The organism is Streptomyces chisholmiae, assembly GCF_031845445.1.
Taxonomy (GTDB): domain Bacteria; phylum Actinomycetota; class Actinomycetes; order Streptomycetales; family Streptomycetaceae; genus Streptomyces; species Streptomyces chisholmiae.
Genome location: NZ_JAVREO010000008.1, coordinates 60,861 through 79,819, shown reverse-complemented (window position 1 = coordinate 79,819; position 18,959 = coordinate 60,861). Strand labels below are relative to the sequence as shown.

At 74.5% G+C, this 18,959-nt stretch carries 16 protein-coding genes; 12 read left to right on the top strand and 4 right to left on the bottom strand.

Going from position 1 to position 18,959, the window contains the following annotated elements:
- Positions 1 to 8 precede the first annotated feature (8 nt).
- The 5 genes from RM844_RS15115 to RM844_RS15095 all read left to right on the top strand — a co-directional run bounded on the left by RM844_RS15115 (position 9) and on the right by RM844_RS15095 (position 5,691).
- On the top strand, positions 9 to 1,901 hold the full coding sequence (locus RM844_RS15115) for a 2-oxoacid:acceptor oxidoreductase subunit alpha (RefSeq protein WP_311667703.1): 1,893 nt from the start codon (positions 9 to 11) through the stop codon (positions 1,899 to 1,901).
- On the top strand, positions 1,891 to 2,979 hold the full coding sequence (locus RM844_RS15110) for a 2-oxoacid:ferredoxin oxidoreductase subunit beta (RefSeq protein WP_311667702.1): 1,089 nt from the start codon (positions 1,891 to 1,893) through the stop codon (positions 2,977 to 2,979). Before RM844_RS15115 ends, RM844_RS15110 begins: the two co-directional genes overlap by 11 nt.
- Positions 2,980 to 3,094: 115 nt before the next feature.
- Positions 3,095 to 3,673 (top strand): Uma2 family endonuclease, encoded by a 579-nt coding sequence (locus RM844_RS15105; protein WP_311667701.1) that lies wholly within the window; start codon positions 3,095 to 3,097, stop codon positions 3,671 to 3,673.
- Positions 3,674 to 3,809: 136 nt separating this feature from the next.
- Positions 3,810 to 4,757, top strand: a complete 948-nt coding sequence (rarD, locus tag RM844_RS15100) for an EamA family transporter RarD (RefSeq protein WP_311667700.1) — start codon at positions 3,810 to 3,812, stop codon at positions 4,755 to 4,757.
- Positions 4,750 to 5,691, top strand: coding sequence for a phosphotransferase family protein (locus RM844_RS15095; protein ID WP_394814519.1), 942 nt, complete (start codon positions 4,750 to 4,752; stop codon positions 5,689 to 5,691). The genes rarD and RM844_RS15095 overlap by 8 nt, the downstream gene beginning before the upstream one ends.
- 51 nt (positions 5,692 to 5,742) lie before the next feature.
- Here RM844_RS15095 and RM844_RS15090 read toward each other — a convergent pair whose 3' ends face one another.
- A complete protein-coding gene (locus RM844_RS15090; RefSeq protein ID WP_311667698.1) occupies positions 5,743 to 6,450 on the bottom strand; it encodes a FadR/GntR family transcriptional regulator in 708 nt (235 codons plus the stop codon).
- A 22-nt stretch (positions 6,451 to 6,472) separates the two neighbouring features.
- On the opposite strand from RM844_RS15090, the gene RM844_RS15085 reads away from it, so the two are divergent.
- Positions 6,473 to 7,762 (top strand): CynX/NimT family MFS transporter, encoded by a 1,290-nt coding sequence (locus tag RM844_RS15085; RefSeq protein ID WP_311667697.1) that lies wholly within the window; start codon positions 6,473 to 6,475, stop codon positions 7,760 to 7,762.
- 10 nt (positions 7,763 to 7,772) lie between these two features.
- Here the strand turns inward: RM844_RS15085 and RM844_RS15080 are convergent, their stop codons facing one another.
- The gene (locus tag RM844_RS15080; RefSeq protein WP_311667696.1) at positions 7,773 to 8,459 is read right to left on the bottom strand and encodes a CGNR zinc finger domain-containing protein; all 687 of its coding nucleotides are present in this window, start codon (positions 8,457 to 8,459) and stop codon (positions 7,773 to 7,775) included.
- Positions 8,460 to 8,601: 142 nt separating this feature from the next.
- On the opposite strand from RM844_RS15080, the gene RM844_RS15075 reads away from it, so the two are divergent.
- From RM844_RS15075 to RM844_RS15065, 3 genes are all read left to right on the top strand, one after another.
- Positions 8,602 to 9,054: a VOC family protein gene (locus RM844_RS15075; protein ID WP_311667695.1), complete on the top strand. Its 453-nt coding sequence runs from the start codon at positions 8,602 to 8,604 to the stop codon at positions 9,052 to 9,054.
- Positions 9,055 to 9,169: 115 nt separating this feature from the next.
- Positions 9,170 to 11,317, top strand: a complete 2,148-nt coding sequence (locus tag RM844_RS15070; RefSeq protein ID WP_311667694.1) for an outer membrane protein assembly factor BamB family protein — start codon at positions 9,170 to 9,172, stop codon at positions 11,315 to 11,317.
- A 233-nt stretch (positions 11,318 to 11,550) separates the two neighbouring features.
- The gene (locus RM844_RS15065) at positions 11,551 to 13,596 is read left to right on the top strand and encodes a protein kinase domain-containing protein (protein ID WP_311667693.1); all 2,046 of its coding nucleotides are present in this window, start codon (positions 11,551 to 11,553) and stop codon (positions 13,594 to 13,596) included.
- A gap of 69 nt (positions 13,597 to 13,665) precedes the next feature.
- Here the strand turns inward: RM844_RS15065 and RM844_RS15060 are convergent, their stop codons facing one another.
- Entirely contained in the window at positions 13,666 to 14,721 is a 1,056-nt protein-coding gene (locus RM844_RS15060; protein ID WP_311667692.1) for a LolA family protein, read from the bottom strand.
- 231 nt (positions 14,722 to 14,952) lie between these two features.
- Positions 14,953 to 15,963: a polyprenyl synthetase family protein gene (locus RM844_RS15055; RefSeq protein ID WP_311667691.1), complete on the bottom strand. Its 1,011-nt coding sequence runs from the start codon at positions 15,961 to 15,963 to the stop codon at positions 14,953 to 14,955.
- 116 nt (positions 15,964 to 16,079) lie between these two features.
- Between RM844_RS15055 and fahA the strand changes: the two genes are divergently transcribed.
- From fahA to RM844_RS15040, 3 genes are all read left to right on the top strand, one after another.
- On the top strand, positions 16,080 to 17,285 hold the full coding sequence (fahA, locus tag RM844_RS15050) for a fumarylacetoacetase (protein WP_311667690.1): 1,206 nt from the start codon (positions 16,080 to 16,082) through the stop codon (positions 17,283 to 17,285).
- A gap of 165 nt (positions 17,286 to 17,450) precedes the next feature.
- Positions 17,451 to 18,053, top strand: coding sequence for a hypothetical protein (locus RM844_RS15045; protein ID WP_311667689.1), 603 nt, complete (start codon positions 17,451 to 17,453; stop codon positions 18,051 to 18,053).
- A gap of 216 nt (positions 18,054 to 18,269) precedes the next feature.
- Entirely contained in the window at positions 18,270 to 18,929 is a 660-nt protein-coding gene (locus RM844_RS15040; RefSeq protein ID WP_311667688.1) for a hypothetical protein, read from the top strand.
- Positions 18,930 to 18,959: the final 30 nt, after the last annotated feature.

The window sequence follows — 18,959 nt, the reverse complement described above, 5'->3', positions numbered from 1 at the left end:
CTACAGCAGTGACCACCGAGGTCAAGGGGAGCCGGGCCCACAAGGACGTGAAACGTCTGGACCGGGTCATCATCCGGTTCGCGGGGGATTCCGGCGACGGAATGCAGTTGACAGGCGACCGATTCACTTCGGAGACGGCCTCGTTGGGGAACGACCTCTCCACGCTGCCGAACTTTCCGGCGGAAATCCGCGCGCCTGCCGGCACGCTGCCCGGTGTCTCCTCGTTTCAGGTCCACTTCGCCGACCACGACATCCTCACCCCGGGTGACGCCCCCGACGTGCTGGTGGCGATGAACCCGGCGGCCCTCAAGGCCAACCTGGCGGATCTGCCGCGGGGCGCGGAGATCATCGTCAACACGGACGAGTTCAGCTCCCGGGCGCTGGCCAAGGTCGGCTACGCGGGGAACCCGCTGGAGGACGACTCGCTCGCCGCCTACCGGGTGCACGAGGTGCCGCTGACCACGCTCACCGTGGAGGCGCTCAAGGAGTACGGGCTGACCCGCAAGGAGGCCGGCCGCTCCAAGAACATGTTCGCGCTCGGCCTGCTGTCCTGGATGTACCACCGGCCGACGGAGAACACCGAGGCGTTCCTGCGCTCGAAGTTCGCCAAGCGGCCGGAGATCGCCGAGGCCAACATCACGGCGTTCCGCGCCGGGTGGAACTTCGGCGAGACGACGGAGGACTTCGCGGTCTCCTACGAGGTCGCCCCGGCCAGCTCGGCGTTCCCCGCCGGCACCTACCGGAACATCTCGGGCAACCTGGCGCTGGCCTACGGCCTGGTGGCCGCCGGCGAGCTGGCGGAGCTGCCGGTCTTCCTGGGGTCCTACCCGATCACCCCGGCCTCCGACGTGCTGCACGAGCTGTCCAAGCACAAGAACTTCGGGGTCCGCACCTTCCAGGCCGAGGACGAGATCGCCGGCATCGGCGCGGCGCTGGGCGCGTCCTTCGGCGGCTCGCTCGGCGTGACCACCACCTCGGGCCCCGGCGTGGCGCTGAAGTCGGAGGCCATCGGGCTGGCCGTCTCGCTGGAGCTGCCGCTGCTGATCATCGACATCCAGCGCGGCGGCCCGTCGACCGGCCTGCCGACCAAGACCGAGCAGGCCGACCTGCTGCAGGCGATGTTCGGACGGAACGGCGAGGCGCCGGTGCCGATCGTGGCGCCGGCCACGCCGGGCGAGTGCTTCGCGGCCACCCTGGAGGCGGCGCGCATCGCGCTGACCTACCGGACCCCGGTCTTCCTGCTCTCCGACGGCTACCTGGCCAACGGCTCCGAGCCGTGGCGCGTCCCGGAGCAGGCCGAGCTGCCCGACCTGCGGGTCCAGTTCGCCACCGGGCCGAACCACACGCTGCCGGACGGCAGCGAGGTGTTCTGGCCGTACCTGCGGGACGAGACGACGCTGGCCCGCCCCTGGGCGGTGCCCGGCACGCCCGGCCTGGAGCACCGCATCGGCGGCATCGAGAAGCAGGACGGCACGGGCAACATCAGCTACGACCCGGCCAACCACGAGCACATGGTGCGCATCCGCCAGGCCAAGGTGGACGGCGTCGTGGTGGACGACGTGGCGGTCGACGACCCGAGCGGCGAGGCCCGGGTGCTGGTCCTGGGCTGGGGCTCCACCTACGGCCCGATCACGGCGGCCGTGCGGCGGGTCCGCCGGGCCGGCGGCAAGCTGGCGCAGACCCACCTGCGCAGCCTGAACCCGCTGCCCGCCAACCTGGGCGAGGTGCTGCGCTCCTACGACCGGGTGGTGCTCCCCGAGATGAACCTGGGCCAGCTGGCGCTGCTGCTGCGCGCCAGGTACCTGGTCGACGTCCGGTCGCTGACCCAGGTCACCGGGCTGCCGTTCAAGGCCGAACAGCTCGCGTCCGCTTTCAAGGAGGCTCTGGACGATGTCCACTGAGGCGCCCTTCCAGCCCCGCTCGTCGCTGGCCCTGGTCCCGAGCGCCGAGTCGCCGCAGACCGCCAAGGACTTCAAGTCCGACCAGGAGGTCCGCTGGTGCCCCGGCTGCGGTGACTACGCCGTGCTGGCGGCCGTGCAGGGCTTCCTCCCGGAGCTGGGCCTGGCCCGGGAGAACATCGTCTTCGTCTCCGGCATCGGCTGCTCGTCCCGCTTCCCCTACTACCTCAACACGTACGGGATGCACTCCATCCACGGCCGGGCCCCGACGATCGCCACCGGCCTGGCCGCGGCCCGGCGGGACCTGTCGGTCTGGGTGGTCACCGGCGACGGCGACGCGCTCTCCATCGGCGGCAACCACCTGATCCACGCGCTGCGCCGGAACGTGAACCTGAAGATCCTGCTCTTCAACAACCGGATCTACGGGCTCACCAAGGGCCAGTACTCGCCGACCTCCGAGCCCGGCAAGATCACCAAGTCCACGCCGATGGGCTCGCTGGACACCCCGTTCAACCCGGTCTCGCTGGCCCTGGGCGCCGAGGCGTCCTTCGTGGCCCGCACCGTCGACTCCGACCGCAAGCACCTGACCGGCGTGCTGCGGGCCGCCGCCGAGCACCACGGCTCGGCCCTGGTGGAGATCTACCAGAACTGCAACATCTTCAACGACGGCGCCTTCGAGGTGCTGAAGGACAAGAAGCAGGCGCAGGAGGCGGTGATCCGGCTGGAGCACGGCGAGCCGATCCGTTTCGGCCTGCCGGCCGAGGACGGCCTGGGCGAGAAGGGCGTGGTCCGCGACCCGGCGACGGGCGACCTGCGGGTGGTCGACGTGGCCACCGAGGGCACCGACGGCGTCCTGACGCACGACGCGCACGCGGCCAGCCCGACCACCGCGTTCGCCCTCTCCCGGCTCGCCGACCCGCACACGCTGCACCGGACGCCGATCGGGGTCTTCCGCAGCGTGCCGCGGGCGACCTACGAGGACCAGATGGCGGAGCAGCTGGAGCAGGCGGTCGAGCGCCGCGGCAAGGGCGACCTGGCCGCGCTGCTGGCCGGCGGCGACACCTGGACGGTGGCCGGCTGACCTGCGGCTTCGTCAACACGCCAGTCCCCCGCCCGCACGTTCGGGTGGGGGATTGTCGTATCCGGCGGCTACCCTGAACGAGTCTGTGAGGATCGGGCGCATGGGAGCAGTACTAATGAGCGTTGAGCCCAACTCCACTTACCAGTGGCCGCGTCCCCCCCAGGACGGCTACACCTCGGACGACCTGGACCAGCTGCCGAACCTGCCTCCCCACACGGAGCTGATCGACGGGAGCCTGGTTTTCGTGACCCCACAAACGGTCTTTCACTCGGAGGTCGTCGACCTCCTCAAGCAGCGTCTCCGGCAGGCGGCGCCCAGCGAGTATCGGGTCTACCGTGAAATGACGGTGACCATCGACGGGAAGAACCGTCCGGAGCCCGATGTGCTGGTGACTCGCGCGGACGCCTACGCGAACCCGGAACAGACCACCTTCCGGCCGGAGGACGTGGTGCTGGCGGTGGAAGTGGTCTCCGCCGAGTCGCGAGCGCGCGACCGGGAGAGCAAACCGTTCAAGTACGCGGCGGCCGGCATCACCCACTTCTGGCGGGTGGAACGCCAGCAGGGCCGCCCGGTGGTCTATGTCTACGAGCTCGACCCGACGGGCGGGAGCTATGTGCCCACCGGCATCTACCACGACCAGCTGAAGGTCCCGGTCCCCTTCCCGGTGGACATCGATCTCAACGAGATCGACTGAGCCATCGCACGATGCCCCCCGGACGGGGACGCCGTCGGGTGTTCCTGTCCGCTGGGAGAAACGGGAATGACAGGCCCGGGTGCCGGCGCTACGTTCAGGGACGGAGTGGGCCAGCGGCGCGCGGAGGTGGTCGGTGATGGGGACGGCGAAGGCCAGCAGATCCGGGGTGGTGCTGGGGCTCGCGGCCTTCGGCATGTGGGGGTTGCTGCCGCTCTACTGGCGGCTGTTGGACGACACCGACGTGGTCGAGCTGCTCGCCCACCGCATGGCCTGGTCGATGCCGACGGCCCTGCTGCTGTTGCTCCTGGTCCGCAACTGGTCCTGGATAGGCCCGCTGCTCCGGCAGCCGAAGCGGCTGGCCATGGTGCTGCTCTCCGCCGCCCTGATCACCGCCAACTGGGCCGTCTTCATCTGGTGCGTGGCCCAGGACCGGGTCCTTGAGGCGTCCCTCGGCTACTTCATCAACCCGCTGCTGACCATCGCCGTCGGAGTGCTGGTGCTCCGCGAGCGGCTGCGGCCGGCGCAGTGGGTGGCCGTCGGCCTCGGCGTGCTGGCGGTGCTGGTGATGAGCGTCGCGTACGGGCAGGTGCCCTGGCTGTCGCTCTCCCTCTCGGTCAGCTTCGCCGCCTACGGCCTGGTGAAGAAGAAGACGGCGTTGGACGGCCTGGAGGGCTTCACCGCCGACACCGCGTTCCAGTTCCTGCCGGCGCTCGCCGTGCTGCTGGTGGTGGGGGCCAGGGGCGAGGGCTCGTTCACCGCCGAGGGGCCCGGCCACGCGCTGCTGCTGGTGCTGAGCGGCCTGGCCACCGCGCTGCCGTTGATCTTCTTCGGCGCGGCGACCGTCCGACTGCCGCTGTCCACGGTGGGGTTGATGCAGTACATCGCGCCCAGCACCATGTTCCTGCTGGGGCTGTTCGTCTTCCACGAGGAGATGCCGCCGGAGCGGTGGCTCGGCTTCGGCCTGGTGTGGGGCGCCCTCTCGGTGCTGACCTGGGACGTGTTGCGGCAGGCCGGCCGGCGGCAGCGGACGGTGGCCAGCCATGTGCCGGCCACCGCGGAGACTCCCAGTTCGCGTGCTGTCTGATCGCGTGCTGCCCGCGGCCACCCGTTCCTGGGTCGGGCGCCAGCTGGCGCCGGGGGAGCGGCTCGTCTCCGTCCGGCCGCTGCGCGGTGGTTGGACGTCCCGGATGTGCCGGTTGACGGTGGCCGGCGCGGCGCCGGGCGCGGGTCGGGAGCTGGTGCTGCGGTCCTTCGTCACCCCGTTCTTCCGGCGGCACGCGCCGGGGCTGCTGGGCCGCGAGTTCCGGGTGCTGGGGCAGCTGGCGGCGACGCCGGTGCCGGCGGCCACGCCGCTGGCGGTGGACCCGGAGGGGCGGGCGGCGGCCGAGCCCTCGCTGTTGATGTCCCTGCTGCCGGGCGCGGTGCGGGTGGCCGAGGACGGGCGGGTCGCGGCCCGGTCGGCGGAGTTGGCGCGGCTGCTGGCCGTGGTGCACCGGGTGTCGGCCGAGGGCGCCGACCGGCCGCGTGCCTACCAGGCGTGGACCGCCCCCGACCGGGTGCGGGTCCCGGCGGGGACGGCCGTGCCGGGGCTGTGGCGCCGCGCGGTCGCCGTGATCGACCGGCCGCCGCCGGCGTTCGTCGGCCGTTTCCTGCACCGGGACTTCCACCCGGGCAACGTGCTCTTCGACGACGCCGGGCGGGTAAGCGGGGTGGTGGACTGGGTGGAGACCTCCTGGGGCCCGAGCGACCTGGACGTGGCGCACTGCGCCAGCGCCCTGGCGCTGGCGCACGGCCCGGCGGCCGGCCTGGACTTCGACCGGCACTACCTGGCGGCCGGCGGCGTGCTGGCCGAGCGGGCCGACGACCGGCGGTACTGGCGGGTGCTGGACGCGTTGGGCTTCGCCCCGGACGCGGAGAAGGTGGCCGGGCCGTGGCGGGAGTTGGGGCGGACTGACCTGACGCCCGAGCTGTTGACCGGCCGGTTGGAGTCCTACCTGGCGGCGTTGCTGGACGGCTGACGGCGCGGCCGCGCGGCGGCGGGCCTCATGGCGACCCGCACGCCGACCCGATCACGCGCCGTTCCGGGGGGCCGCGAGGTGGGTCGGGCAGCCGGCGGGTCGGTCGGCCGTGTGGGCGGCGGCCTCGGCCGCGGCCGCCGCGGGCTCGGCGGCGCGGATCGCGGCGAGCAGCCGGCCGTGGTCCATGTACTGCTCGGGCCGCAGCTCGGTGGCGAAGTGGTCGCTCAGGGAGTGCCGGATGACCTGCCCGAGGTCCGCGTAGAGCCCGGCCAGCACCTCGTTGTGGGAGGCGGCGACCACGCCGAGGTGGAAGGCGGCGTCCGCGTCCACGAAACCCTCCCGGTCGCCGGCCGCCCAGGCGGCCTCGCGGCGGTCGAGCAGCGCGGCCAGCCGCCGGAGGTCCGCCGGGGTGCGCCGGGTGGCTGCCAGCCGGGCGGCCGTCGTCTCCAGCGCGCCGCGGACGTCGATCACGTCGGTCTGGTCGGCGGCGGCGAACCTGCGGCGCATCACGCCGGCGAGTTCGCTGGTGGCGGTGACGTAGGTGCCGGAGCCGTGCCGGATGTCCAGCAGCCCGTTGTGGGCGAGGGCCCGCACCGCCTCGCGCACGGTGTTGCGGGCCACGCCCAGCCGCTCGACCAGCTCCGGCTCGGTCGGGATGCGGGTGCCCACCGGCCAGCGGCCCGAGGTGATCTCCTCGCGGAGTTGGGCGACCACCTGGTCGAACAGTCCGGAGGGCCGAGGCACTGGACGTAGACTCATCCCATGATTATACGATGACACCATGTCATCCGAGGAACCGCGCCCCGTCCCCGGCGAAGCCGCGCCCGCCGCGCGCTCCGCCCCGGCCCCGGGGGCCGCGGCCGGAGCCGAGGGCACCGCGGCCGCCGGGGACCGGACGGCCGCCCGGCTGGGCTGGCTCGCGGTGGCCGCGCTGCTGCTGGCCGCGTTGAACCTCAGGCCGGCGGTCACCAGCCTCGGGCCCGTGTTGGAGGAGGCCAGGGCCGGCCTCGGGATGAGCGCCACCGTCGCCGGCGCGCTCACCTCCATCCCCGCGGCCTGCTTCGCGCTGGTCGGCTTCGCCGCGCCCCGACTGGCCCGCCGGCACGGCCCCGAACGGGTCATCGTGACCGGCATGGTGGCGGTCGCGGTCGGCCTGGCGCTGCGCCCGATGGTCGGCGCCACGGTGGGGTTCGTGGCCCTGAGCGGCGTCGCGCTGGCCGGCATCGCGGTGGCCAACGTGCTGCTGCCGGTGGTGGTCAAGCAGCGCTTCCCCGACCGGGTCGGCACCATGACCGGCGTCTACGCGATGGCGCTCAACGTGGGAGCCTCGACCGCCGCCGCGGTCACCGTGCCGCTGGCCGGGGCGTTCGGCGGCGACTGGCGGGTCGGCCTCGGCGCCTGGGCGGCGCTGGCGCTGGTCGCCGTGCCGCCCTGGCTGGCGCTGGCCAGGTCCGGGACCGGGGGCGGCGCCCCGGCGACGGCCGGCGGGCCGGCCGCAGGTCCCGGGCTGCGCCGGAACCCGACCGCCTGGGCGCTGGCCCTGTTCTTCGGCCTCCAGGCGACCGCCGCCTATGTGATCATCGGCTGGCTGCCGCAGATCTACCGGGACTCCGGGCTCTCGGCCGAGACGGCGGGGCTGCTGTTCGCGGTCACCTCGGTGCTCGGGGTGCCGCTGTCGTTCGCGCTGTCCGCGGTCGCCGGCCGGCTGCGGAACCAGGGCGGGATCGCGCTGGCCGTGGGGGTGTGCGGGCTGGCCGGCTACGCCGGGCTGGCCGCGGACCCGGCCTTCGCGCCGTGGCTGTGGGCGGTGCTGCTCGGCATCGCCAACTGCTCGTTCCCGCTGGCGCTCACCATGATCGCGATGCGCGGCCGGGACGGCGCGACCGTGGCCAGGCTGTCGGCGTTCGCCCAGAGCACCGGCTATCTGCTCGCCATCCCCGGCCCGGTCCTGGTCGGCGCGCTCTACCAGCACAGCGGCGGGTGGCGGGCGCCGCTGCTGCTGATGGGGGCGCTGATGGTGGCGCAGATCGGCGCCGGTCTGCTCGCCGGCCGGGACCGCCAGGTCGGCTGACCGGGCCGGGTCAGGCTCCCTCGGCACCCGGCTCCGGGTCGGCCCCCGCACCGGCCCTGGGCCCGGCATCGGCGGTGGCGGCGTCGGCGGTGGCGGCGGTGGTCCGGCGGGCCCGCAGCGCGCGGGCCTTGTGCAGGTTGCCGCAGTGCTCCATGGCACACCAGCGGCGGCGCCCGGGGCGGGAGGTGTCGACGTAGACCAGCGAGCAGTCCTCGGCCGAGCAGACCCGGATGCGGTGCGCGTGCGGGCCGGCGAACAGCTCCACCGCGTCCCGGGCGACGGTGGCCAACAGCTGGCGGCCGGTGGCGGGTTCGCCGAAGGTCCGGGAGCCGTCGGCGGCGAGCGCCGGGACCAGCGGGCGGTGCGCGGCCGCCGCGTTCAGCGCCGCGAGACCGGCCGCCGGCAGGTCCTCGCCGGCGACCCTGGCCAGGGCCAACTGCCAGAGCGCGTCCCGCAGTCGGCGGGCCGCGAGCACCTCGCGACGGGCCACGGTCAGCACCGGTGTGGGCCGCAGCCGGCAGTCCCGCGCCCAGCCGACCAGGTCAGCGGGCTCGTGCAGCACCTCGTAGCGGGCGAACGGGCCGGGGCCGCCGGTCGGCAGCAGTTCGAGCGCCAGCGCGCCGGGGTCGAAGCGGTACGGGGTGCCGGTCCAGGACCGCAGGCGCAGCCCGGGCGCGGCACCGGAGTCGGGACTCATGGCCACCACCCTAACCAGCCACCCGCGGCCGACCGACCGCGTTGACCAACCCCCAACCCGCCCGCGGCTCCGCTCCGTACGGGTGCGGCGAGCCGGCCCGGCCGCTTGCCCGGCGCTCGCCGTCACCGATATAACTGGTTACATGGTACGTGGTTGGAAACTCGTGATCGACAGTGTGGACGCGCGGCGGCAGGCGGAGTTCTGGGCCGCCGCCCTGGGATACCAGGTGGAGGACCAGACGTCGCTGATCCAGGGGCTGCGCGCGGCCGGCCAACTGCCGGCGGAGGCCGTCGTGGAGCACGACGGCCGGCTGGCGTTCCGCGGCTTCGCCGCGGTGCGGCACCCGGACGATCCGTTCGACGAGGCCAGCGACGTCGGCCTGGGCCGCCGGCTGCTCTTCCAGGAGGTGCCGGAGCGCAAGACGGTCAAGAACCGGCTGCATGTGGACGTGCACGGCGAGGCCGGTCAACTGGCCGAGACCGTCGCCTCGTTGCGGGAGTTGGGAGCCACCTGGGTGCGGGAGGAGAACCACGGCCCGGCGGGGCACTGGCACGTCCTGCTGGACCCGGAGGGCAACGAGTTCTGCGCTTCCTGACCCGCGCCACCACCACCCCCCGCTGACGCTTTTCGGCCATCTGAGAGGCTGGGTGGGGCCCGATCGCGCCGCACCACCGCGCGGGGGCCGCCACATCCACCGGGGAGGGCGGGCGTTGCGGAACGACACGGGGCGGACCCCGCTCTGGCGGCTGCTGCTGGCCGGCACCAACGGCCTGCTGCTGGGGCTGGTGCCCTTCTCCATCGCGCTCGACATGCTGGTGGAGTCCGTCCACGAGGTCCCGCAGGACAGCTGGACGGACTGGGGCGCCGGCGTGCTGCTGGTGCTGATCCTGTCCCTGCTCACCTTCGGGTCGGCGGAGCGGAACGTGGGCCTGCCGCCGCGCGGCGCGCGCGGCCCGGTCCAGCGCGGCTGGCTGGTCGGCGGCGCGCTGGGCGTGTTGGCCGCCTGTGCCGTGTGGTGGGGCAACGACTGGCTGCACCCCCGGTTGACCGGGTGGGACGACGGGCTGCTCGCGCTGGTCGCGCTGGCGCTGGTCACCGCCTGGGGGTTGACGCTGGTCGGGCTGGCGCGGCCGGAGCCACGACGACCGGCGGCCCCCCGGCCAGCCGCCGTCCCGCTCGCCAAGCCGGCCGAACCCACCAAGCCCACCGCGCCCACCAAGCTGGCCGAGGCCACCGAGGCCACCGCGTCCACCAAGTGCCCGACCCAGCCAGCCCCTTCGGGGAGCACCACCCGGCCGGTCTCGCCCCGGCCCAGCTCCCGGCCGCCGCGCCGCCCCAGCCCACGCCGCCAGTTCTGGGGCACCGCGGCCCTGGCCGTGCTGGCGCCCGTGGCCTACCCGCTCTTCGCCCGGTACTCCCAGGACGGCGCCGGCGTGCCGGCCTGGCTCGCGCTGCCGGTGTTCCTGGCCGCTTTCCCGGTCGCGCTGGCCACCGTGCTCATGCTGCTGGTGCGCACCTCGGTGGTGTCCGCGCGGCGCAAGCTCGCCCTGCTGGGCGGCTGGGCGGTGCTGGGGCCGACCTCCTGGCTGCTGTCCGGCGCGCTGGCGGTGGGCGACCCGATCCGGCCGGTGTGGGCGGTGGAGACCGCGCCAGGGCCGGCGGACGGCGCGGGCGTCACCGCCGGCGCCTGGGCGCTGGAGGGCACGCTGGTGCGGCTGACCAGCGGGGAGTTGACCGCGCACGCGGTGACGGACGGCGCCACCCGCTGGGCCTGGCGCCCGCCGGACGGTCGGCGCTTCTGCGCCGCCGCCGAACACCCCGCCCCTGGCGTCCTGTTGCTGGCGCTGCGCGCGCCCGACGCCGCGCGGTGCGACACCGCGGTGGCCCTCGACCCGGCCGACGGGCAGCCGCTGTGGTCGGCCGGGTTCGCCGGCGGCGACTCCTTCCGGACCGACACCACGGCCGCCGCCCCCGCGCCCGGCGACGAGGCGCCGCCCACCGGCCAGTTGGCGCTGGCCGGGCCGGCCGCCGTGCTGTCCGAGCCGGCGGCCGGCTTCCGTGGCCTGACGACGGCGGACGGCACGGAGCTGTGGACGGCCGAGGCCGCCGACGGCTGCGCCCCCGTCGGGGTGGCCGGCGAAGGCGACCGGTTGGCGACCGTCGAGTTCTGTGTCGAGGACCCGGAGATCGGGCGGCATGTGGTGGTCAGCCGACGGGACCCGGCCGACGGCACCGAGTTGAGCCGGCACCCGCTGCCGCACGGCTCGCTCCCCGGCGACCTCGACGTCGTCTCCGTCGAGCCCCTGCTGGTGCACAGCGCCGCGACGCTCTACCGGGTGCCGGAAACCGCCGAGCGGCCGGTCGAACTCGCCGTCGAAACGCAGGGGTTGACGTTGCGTCACCAGCTGGCGCCCGGCGCCTTCAGCGCCGTCCCGCTGCGCGGCACCACGGTCGTGGACGACCTGCTGGTGGTGCGGCACTGGCAGGACTCCGACCGGTATCCCGTGCGGACCCGGCACGGCGAGCGCTGGCACACCAGGGCCCGGCTGGCCGGCTACTCGCTGCGGGACGGCACCGAGGTGTGGCGCTCGGCCGACTTCGACGGGGAGGTCGTCGGCCTCACCCGACAGGACGGGCGGATCACCGTGCTCAACCAGCGCACCGCCCCCACCGACCGCACCGAGCTGTCCTCCTTCGACCCACGCACCGGGGAGCGGGTGTGGCGCGGCCGGCTGCACCCCACCCAGGAGCGGATGGAGGCCCAACTGCTCGCCGCCCTCCCGCCGGACGACGGGTGGCTGCTGCTCCACCAGGGCACGCCCAGCGCCGAACGCCCGGTGCTGCAACGGGTCCGCTGACCCCGGGCGGCCGTGCGGGCTTCGCCCGGCACGGGTGGCAGGCCACGCGGGCGTAGAGTGACCGTCCGGTGCAACCAACCGGCCAGGCGGGAAGTCCTATGCCACGGCCGGGGGTTCGCGCCCCGGCCCGGGGAGGGGAGCCCCGGGCGCCGGCCCGTTCCGCGCGGCCCCGACGGGCCCGCCACGGGTGCCGGACCGGTCAGGCAGCCGAGACGAAAGGGGGAGGCGGCGACGTGCAGCCCCTCAGCCCGGAGCAACCGTCGAGTGTCGGCCCCTACCGGCTGTTGGGCCGGCTCGGGGCGGGCGGTATGGGGGAGGTCTACCTCGGCCGCTCCCCCGGCGGACGGACGGCGGCCATCAAGCTGGTGCACGCGCACCTGGCGTCCGACCCCGAGTTCCGGCGGCGCTTCCAGCGGGAGGTGGCGGCCGCCAGCCGGGTCAGCGGCGACTGGACCGCACCCGTGCTGGACAGCGACACCAGCTCGGCGGTGCCCTGGGTCGCCACCGGCTACGTGCCGGGCCCCTCGCTCTCCGACGTGGTCGGCCAGCACGGCGCGCTGCCGCCGGCCACCGTCTGGGTGCTCGCCCAGGGGCTGCTGCACGCCCTGACGGACATCCACGGCAAGGGGCTGATCCACCGCGACCTCAAGCCCTCCAACGTCCTGATCACGCTGGACGGCCCCAAGGTCATCGACTTCGGCATCGCGCACGCGGTGGACGCCAGCAAGGCCACCCGCACCGGCTCCATGGTCGGCTCCCCCGGCTACATGGCGCCGGAGCAGATCCGCGGCGAACGGGTCAGCACCGCGGCCGACGTGTTCGCCTTCGGCGCCGTGCTCGCCTACGCCACCACCGGCGAAGCGCCGTTCGCCCCCGACCGGCCCTCGCTGCACACCGTGCTCTACCGGGTGCTGCACGAGGACCCGGAGCTGGGCTCGGAGGACGGGCCGCTGGCCGGACCACTGCGCTACCTCGTCCAGCACTGCCTCGGCAAGGACGCCGCCCGGCGCCCCACCCTGCCCGAACTCCTGCCCTACGTCGGCCAGCACGCCGGTCCTTCCGAGCTGTGGCTGCCGCCCCAACTCACCGCCCAGCTCGGCCGCGACGCGGCGCGGCTGCTCAACCTGGACGGCCCGCGACCCGAGCCGCGGGCCGGCGCGCCGGCCGCGCCGGCCACCCCGCCGCCCGGCTGGGGCACCCCGCCACCGGCCGCCGGCGACCCGCGCACCCCGACCGGCGGCCTGGGCACGCTCGCGCCGACCCTGCCGCCTCCGCCGCCACCACCCGCGCGGCGGCGGCGCCAGGCGCTGCTCGCCGGCGTCACGGTGCTGGCGGTGATCGCCGGCACGGTGCTGGTCGTCAACGCGCTCTCGGGCGACGAGGAGCCGCCGAACGCCGGCGGCGAGCCCACGACGCCCACCGACACGAACGACGCCACCGAGCCGACGGACGCCCCCGCTCCGGACGAGGACGACGACGGCTACCAGGGCGACCCGGGGGCGCCGCTCTTCGACCAACTGCCGGAGAGCGTACGCCTGGCGGGCCGGCTCACCGTCCGCGCCGGCACCTACGCCACCCCCCTGATGTACGTCGAGGAGGGCAACCAGGTGGCCGGGCTGGAGCACGATCTGGCGCTGGAGATCGGCCGACGCCTGGGCGTGCGGATCGACTTCACCCCCACCCCGGACTACGACGCGATGCTCAACGCGCTGTCGGTCGCCTCAGCGGCCGGCGAGATCGACCAGCTGGCGCTGGGCGGCCTCCAGGACACCCCGGTGCTGCGGGACAGCCGGCGGGTCTCGTTCGTCAACCACCTCCAGGAGGGGCTGGTGCTGATCGTCCCCCAGGACTCGGGGGCCCGCGCCTTCCTCGACGTGTGCGGCAAGAACGTGGTGACCTGGGAGTCCGAGCAGCTCCACAACGCCATCGCCTTCCAGAGCGGCAACTGCCCGACGGGAAGCATCGAGGTCGAGAACGCCCGGACGATGGAGGAGATGACGGCCATGGTCGACGCGGGCGAGGTGGCCGGGCTCGTCATGCCCTACTCGGGCGCCGTCGACTTCCTCGCCAAGCACCCCGACAGCGGGCTGTGGGCCACCGAGGGCCAGGTCGCCGTGCTGCCCAGCGGCATCGCCGTCCCCGAGGACAACGAGACGCTGCGCGACGTCGTCGAACAGGCCGTGCAGTCCATGATCGACGACGGCGCCTACGCGGAGCTGCTCGACACCTGGGAACTGCCCGGCCTCGCCCTGGAGTCCGCCTCCGTCAACATCGGCTGAGGCGCGGCCCACGCGCGACTCCCCGGGGCCGGCGGCCCCGGGGAGTCAACGGCGCTCCGCGTTCCGGCGTCAGCGCAGCACCTCGTCCAACAGCTCGGCCAGGCCCGGCAGTTCCTCGGCGAGGCGGTCCGAGAGCTCGGCCAGCTCCGCCTCCGGCAGCCCCTCCCGCAGCTCGGCCAGCTCCTCCTCGGTCAGCTCCTGGGACAGACCGTCCCGCAGCTCATCGGTCAGCTCGGGGGCGGCCAGGCCCTCGGGCAGCGCCTCGGGCAGCAGCTCGTCCAGCAGCCCGCCGAACGGCTCGGCCGGGTCCGCCCGCAGCACCTCGGCGTCGGCCGGCGGCGAGAACTGGAACGCCCCGCCGGCCGGCGGCGCGAAGTCGACCTGGGTGAAGGCCACCTCGACGGTCGGCCCGCTCGTCGACTCCCCGCGCACCGCCAGCGGCACGCCCGTCTCGGCGTCCACCGAGATCCGCGCCGAGGCCAGCGGCCCGACCGCCTCGTGCGGCTCGATCGTCAGCTGGTACACGTCACGACCGGCTACCCGGCCGGTGCCGGCCACCTCGACGTCCGCGGCCCGCTCCGCCTCGGTCAGCAGCCGCTCGGCGGCCTCCTGCGGGGTGAGGTCGCCCAGCCAGGCGTCCACCGCCTCCGGCTGGGGCTGCTCGCCCGCCGCCTCGAAGCCGGCCAGGTCGGCCTGGTAGGCCGTGTTGCTCTCGCTGTCGTAGGCCCACAGCTGGTCGCCGTTGTGGATGACGGTGAACTCCTCGGGGCCGTCCACCAGCGCCAGGCGCTGCCGGTCCGGGCCGTCCACGGCCACCCGCAGCGTGCCCTCGCCGGTCGCCAGGGCGGCGAGCCGGCCCGCCGGGCCCTCGACGTCGCCCAGCACCCGGTTGGCGATGCCGCCCGCGTCGGGGATGTTCAGGCCGTTGTCCACCTGGACGGTGCCGGAGAGCTGGGCCGTGTCCGACTCGGCCACCAGCACCAGCAGCTCCTCGGCCGTCATCTCGGGCAGGTCGGGACTGCCTTCGCTGGCGAGGGCCGGCCAGACCCCGACGCCGATCGCCGCGACGCCCGCCGTCACGGCGATCGGCAGCCCCGCGCGCCGGATGTTCCTGTGCAAAGCCATCAGATGCCCCTCCGCTCGCCTTGTGGCCCTATCCATTGCAACAGCTGGGCCGCCACGGGGCATCCGACCGGGGAGGGCTTTCGGGTACTACCAGAGGATGACGGTTGCCGCCTCCCGGCTCGGGCTACCCGTAGGGGGCGGGACGCCCGGGATCAGGGACGACCCCTGAGACGGCGCGCCGGCCGCGCGGGACCGCCCGGCCGGGCCGCCGCCGGGAGCAGCGGAGGTGACTCAGCGGGTGCGGTCGGAGACGCTCTGACACAGGTCGGTCAGCGCGTCCTTGGCCGGGCCGTCGGGCAGCGGCGCCAGCACCCGCCTGGCCCGCTCCGCGTACGACCAGGCGTCCTGGCGGGCCAGGTCGAGCGCGCGGTGCGTCCGCAGCGCGGCCAGCGCCTCGGCCAGCCGCCCCTCGTCCGACAGGTCACCGGAGAGCAGCTCCAACAGCGCCAGGTCGCCGGGGGCGCCCTCGCCGGCGGCCAGCTCGCGCAGCCGCAGCAGCGGCAGCGTGGCGACGCCCTCGCGCAGGTCGGTCCCCGGCACCTTGCCCGACTCCGCCGGGTCACCGACGATGTCCAGCACGTCGTCGGCCAGCTGGAAGGCGACGCCGATCAGCTCCCCGTAGCGGGCCAGCACCTCGACCGTGGCCGCGGTGGCGCCCGCCATCAGGGCGCCCATCCGGCCGGCCACCGCGATCAGCGAGCCGGTCTTGCCGGCCACCACCTCCAGGTGGTGCGCGATCGGGTCCTCGCCGGGGCGCGGCCCCTGGGTCTCCTGGATCTGCCCGGTGACCAGCCGCTCGAAGGCCTCGGCCTGCACCCGCACCGCGGCGTTGCCCAGCTCGGCCACTATCGACGAGGCGCGGGAGAAGAGGAAGTCGCCGGTCAGCACCGCCACGGAGTTGTCCCAGCGGGTGTTGACGCTGGCCACCCCGCGCCGCACCTCGGCCTCGTCCATGATGTCGTCGTGGTAGAGCGTGGCCAGGTGGGTCAGCTCGACGACCACGGCGGCCGGCACCACGCCGGGCGCCTGCGGGTCCCCGAACCGCGCGGCCAGCAGCAACAACAGCGGGCGGAACCGCTTGCCCCCGGCCCGCACCAGGTGCTGGGCGGCCTCCGTTATCAAGGGGACGTCACTCTTGGTGGCTTCGATCAGCCCCGCCTCGACGGCGGAAAGCCCCGCCTGGACCTCGGCATCCAGGGCCGGGTCCCGCACGCTCACCCCGAAGGGCCCAACGACGGTCACGAGCGCTCTCCCCTGATCTTTCGATGGGTTGTTCAAGGCAGCGTATCCGGTCGTTAGTCGATCACTTCCAGGACGTACCGCTCGTATGGAACAGTGCGGTGGTTAGCATGGGCGCCATGCGTTCCGACTCAGCGTTGTTCGGACTCGACAACCTCCCCTACGGCGTGTTCAGCCCGTCGGCGACGCCCGGGGAGCGGCGCCTCGGGGTGCGCCTCGGCGACGCGGTGTTGGACGCCGGCGCCGCCGCCCGGGCCTTCGGATCGCCGCACCACGCGCTGCTGTCCGCGCCGACGCTTGACCCGCTGCTGGCCGCCGGCCGCGCCGTCTGGAGCGCCGTGCGGGCCGAGTTGCGCGAGTGGCTGTCGGCCCCGGCGCACCGCGAGACGGTGGCGCCGCTGCTGCGCCCGCTGTCGGCGGTCCGGCTGCACCTGCCGTTCACCGTCGCCGACTACGTCGACTTCTACGCCAGCGAGCACCACGCCGGCAACGTGGGCCGGATCTTCCGGCCGGGCGGCCCGCCGCTGACCCCCAACTGGAAGCACCTGCCGATCGGTTACCACGGCCGGGCCGGGACGGTGCGGGTCTCCGGCAGCCCGGTGATCCGCCCGCTGGGCCAGCGGCGGCCGGCCGAGGGCTCGGCCAGGCCGGGCTTCGGGCCGTCCGAGCGGCTGGACATCGAGGCCGAGGTCGGCTTCGTGGTGGGCACCCCGTCGACGCCGGGCCGGCCGGTGCCGCTGACCGCGCTGCGGGACCACGTCTTCGGGGTCTGCCTGGTCAACGACTGGTCCGCGCGGGACATCCAGGCGTGGGAGTACGTCCCGCTCGGCCCGTTCCTCGGCAAGTCGTTCGCCACCTCGGTCTCGGCCTGGATCACCCCGCTCGACGCGCTGGACGCGGCCTGGACGGCGCCGCCGGAGCGGGACGTCGAGCCGCTGCCCTACCTGGACGACGCCGGCCAGCCGCCGGGCGGCCTGGACCTGCGGCTGACCGTCGCGATCAACGGCGAGACGGTGGCCGAGCCACCCTTCGCCTCCATGTACTGGACGGCGGCGCAGCAGTTGGCGCACCTCACCGTCAACGGGGCGCACCTGCGCACCGGCGACCTGTTCGCCTCCGGCACGGTCTCCGGCCCGACGGCCGGGGAGCGGGGCTCGCTGCTGGAGCTGACCTGGAACGGCGAGCGCCCGCTGGAGTTGGCGGACGGGCCGCGGGCCTTCCTGGCGGACGGGGACGAGGTCACCATCACCGCCTGGGCGCCGGGCCCGGACGGCGAGCGGATCGGCCTGGGCGAGGTCTCCGGCACGGTGCGGCCCGCCCCCTGACGCCCTGGAACACGAGCGGGAGCCCAGGCGGACGAATCGTGCGCTTGGTGTGCGTAAGGTTTCAGCCGGGCGCCGGCCATGAAATAGGACCGTAACAGTGTCTGCTACCCCGCTCAGGTGCCGCTAATCTGCGGAGTACACGCTTGTTCTTGTGAGGGGAATCAGATGCGTAGCTCGATACGTCTCGCCGTGCCGGCCGTGGCGGCCGCCATGTTGCTGTTGAGCGCCTGCGGCGGCGACGACGAAGGCGACGAGGGCGGCACACTCGGGATCGGCGAGGAGCAGCAGGAGGGCGGCGCCGAAGAGGGCGCCGAGGAGGGCGAGTCGGCCGGTGACACCGGCGGCGACGCGGGTGGCGAGCCCGCCGGCGAGGCGCCCACCGCCGAGGAGCTGGAGGGCTTCTGGGCCACCGGCCTGGAGGACTCCGACGCGGCGCTGACCTTCTCCTCGGGCACCGTCACCTTCGTGGAGAACACCGCCGCCGACATGACCGGCGCGGTCTGCTTCGGCACCGTGGCCGGCGCCACCATCACGCTGGAGTGCGACACCGGCGCCACCGACTGGTCCGAGGGCACCCTGGCGCTCGACGGCGGCGACCTCAACGTGACCTGGGCCTCCGGCACCACCCAGACCTTCCAGTCGCTCGCCGACGCCGCCGGCCTGGAGAACCTCCCCGACATGGGCGACCTGGGCGGTCTTGAGGACCTTCCCGGCCTGGAGGAGGACCTGGCCGACCTGGAGCAGGAGCTGGCCGACCTGGGCTACTGAGCCCGGCACCGGCCCCGGGCCTGGCCCGCCCCACCGGGCGGGCCGAGGAGGCGGCCCGAGGCCGACGATCCGACAGCACGCGACGCCCCCGTCCCCGGACGGGGGCGTCGCGGCGTTCGCCAGGCTTACGCTGGGCCAGGGCCGCGGCCCGGCCGGTGGCCAACGGTGGGCCATCGCGGACCAGATGGGAGTCGGAGACGGATGCGCAGCACACGGATGACCAGATCAGCCCGCGCCCGCCGCGCCGCCCCGGCGGCGGCCGCGACCGCCGCCGTACTGCTGCTCGGCGGCTGCGGGGGCGGCGGGGACGGCGACGGCGGCCTCCTCGGCGAGGAGCGGGCCGGCGGCGAGAGCGAGGAGCCGGCGCCGGACGCGGAGGAGCCGAACGACGCGGAGGGCGACGGCGATCCGGCGGACTTCGAGGGCTTCTGGAGCGCCGGGTCGGAGACGACCGCCAGCATCCTGGTGATCAACGCCGGCAGCGCGGTGCTCACCACCGGGGACGGCGCCACCAGCACCCTCTGCTCCGGCTCGGTGGCCGGCGCCGAGCTGACCCTGGACTGCCAGGACGGCTCGACCGAGTGGAGCGCGGCGACGCTGGCCGCCGACGGCGCCGACCTGTCGGTCTCCTGGGCCAACGGCACCGAGGAGACCTACCGGAGCGTCACCGACCTGGGCGACCTGGAGCTGCTGCCCGAACTGCCCGGGCTGGAGGAGCTGCCCGGGCTGGAGGAGCTGCCGGGCCTTGAGGACCTGCCCGGGCTTGAGGACCTACCGGGCCTTGAGGACCTGCCCGGCCTTGAGGAGCTGCCCGATCTCGGCGAGCTGGAACGCGAGCTGCGCGAGCGGGAGAACGGCCCCGAGCTGGACGCCTGAGGGCGCCCGACGCCCGCAACGCCGACGGCG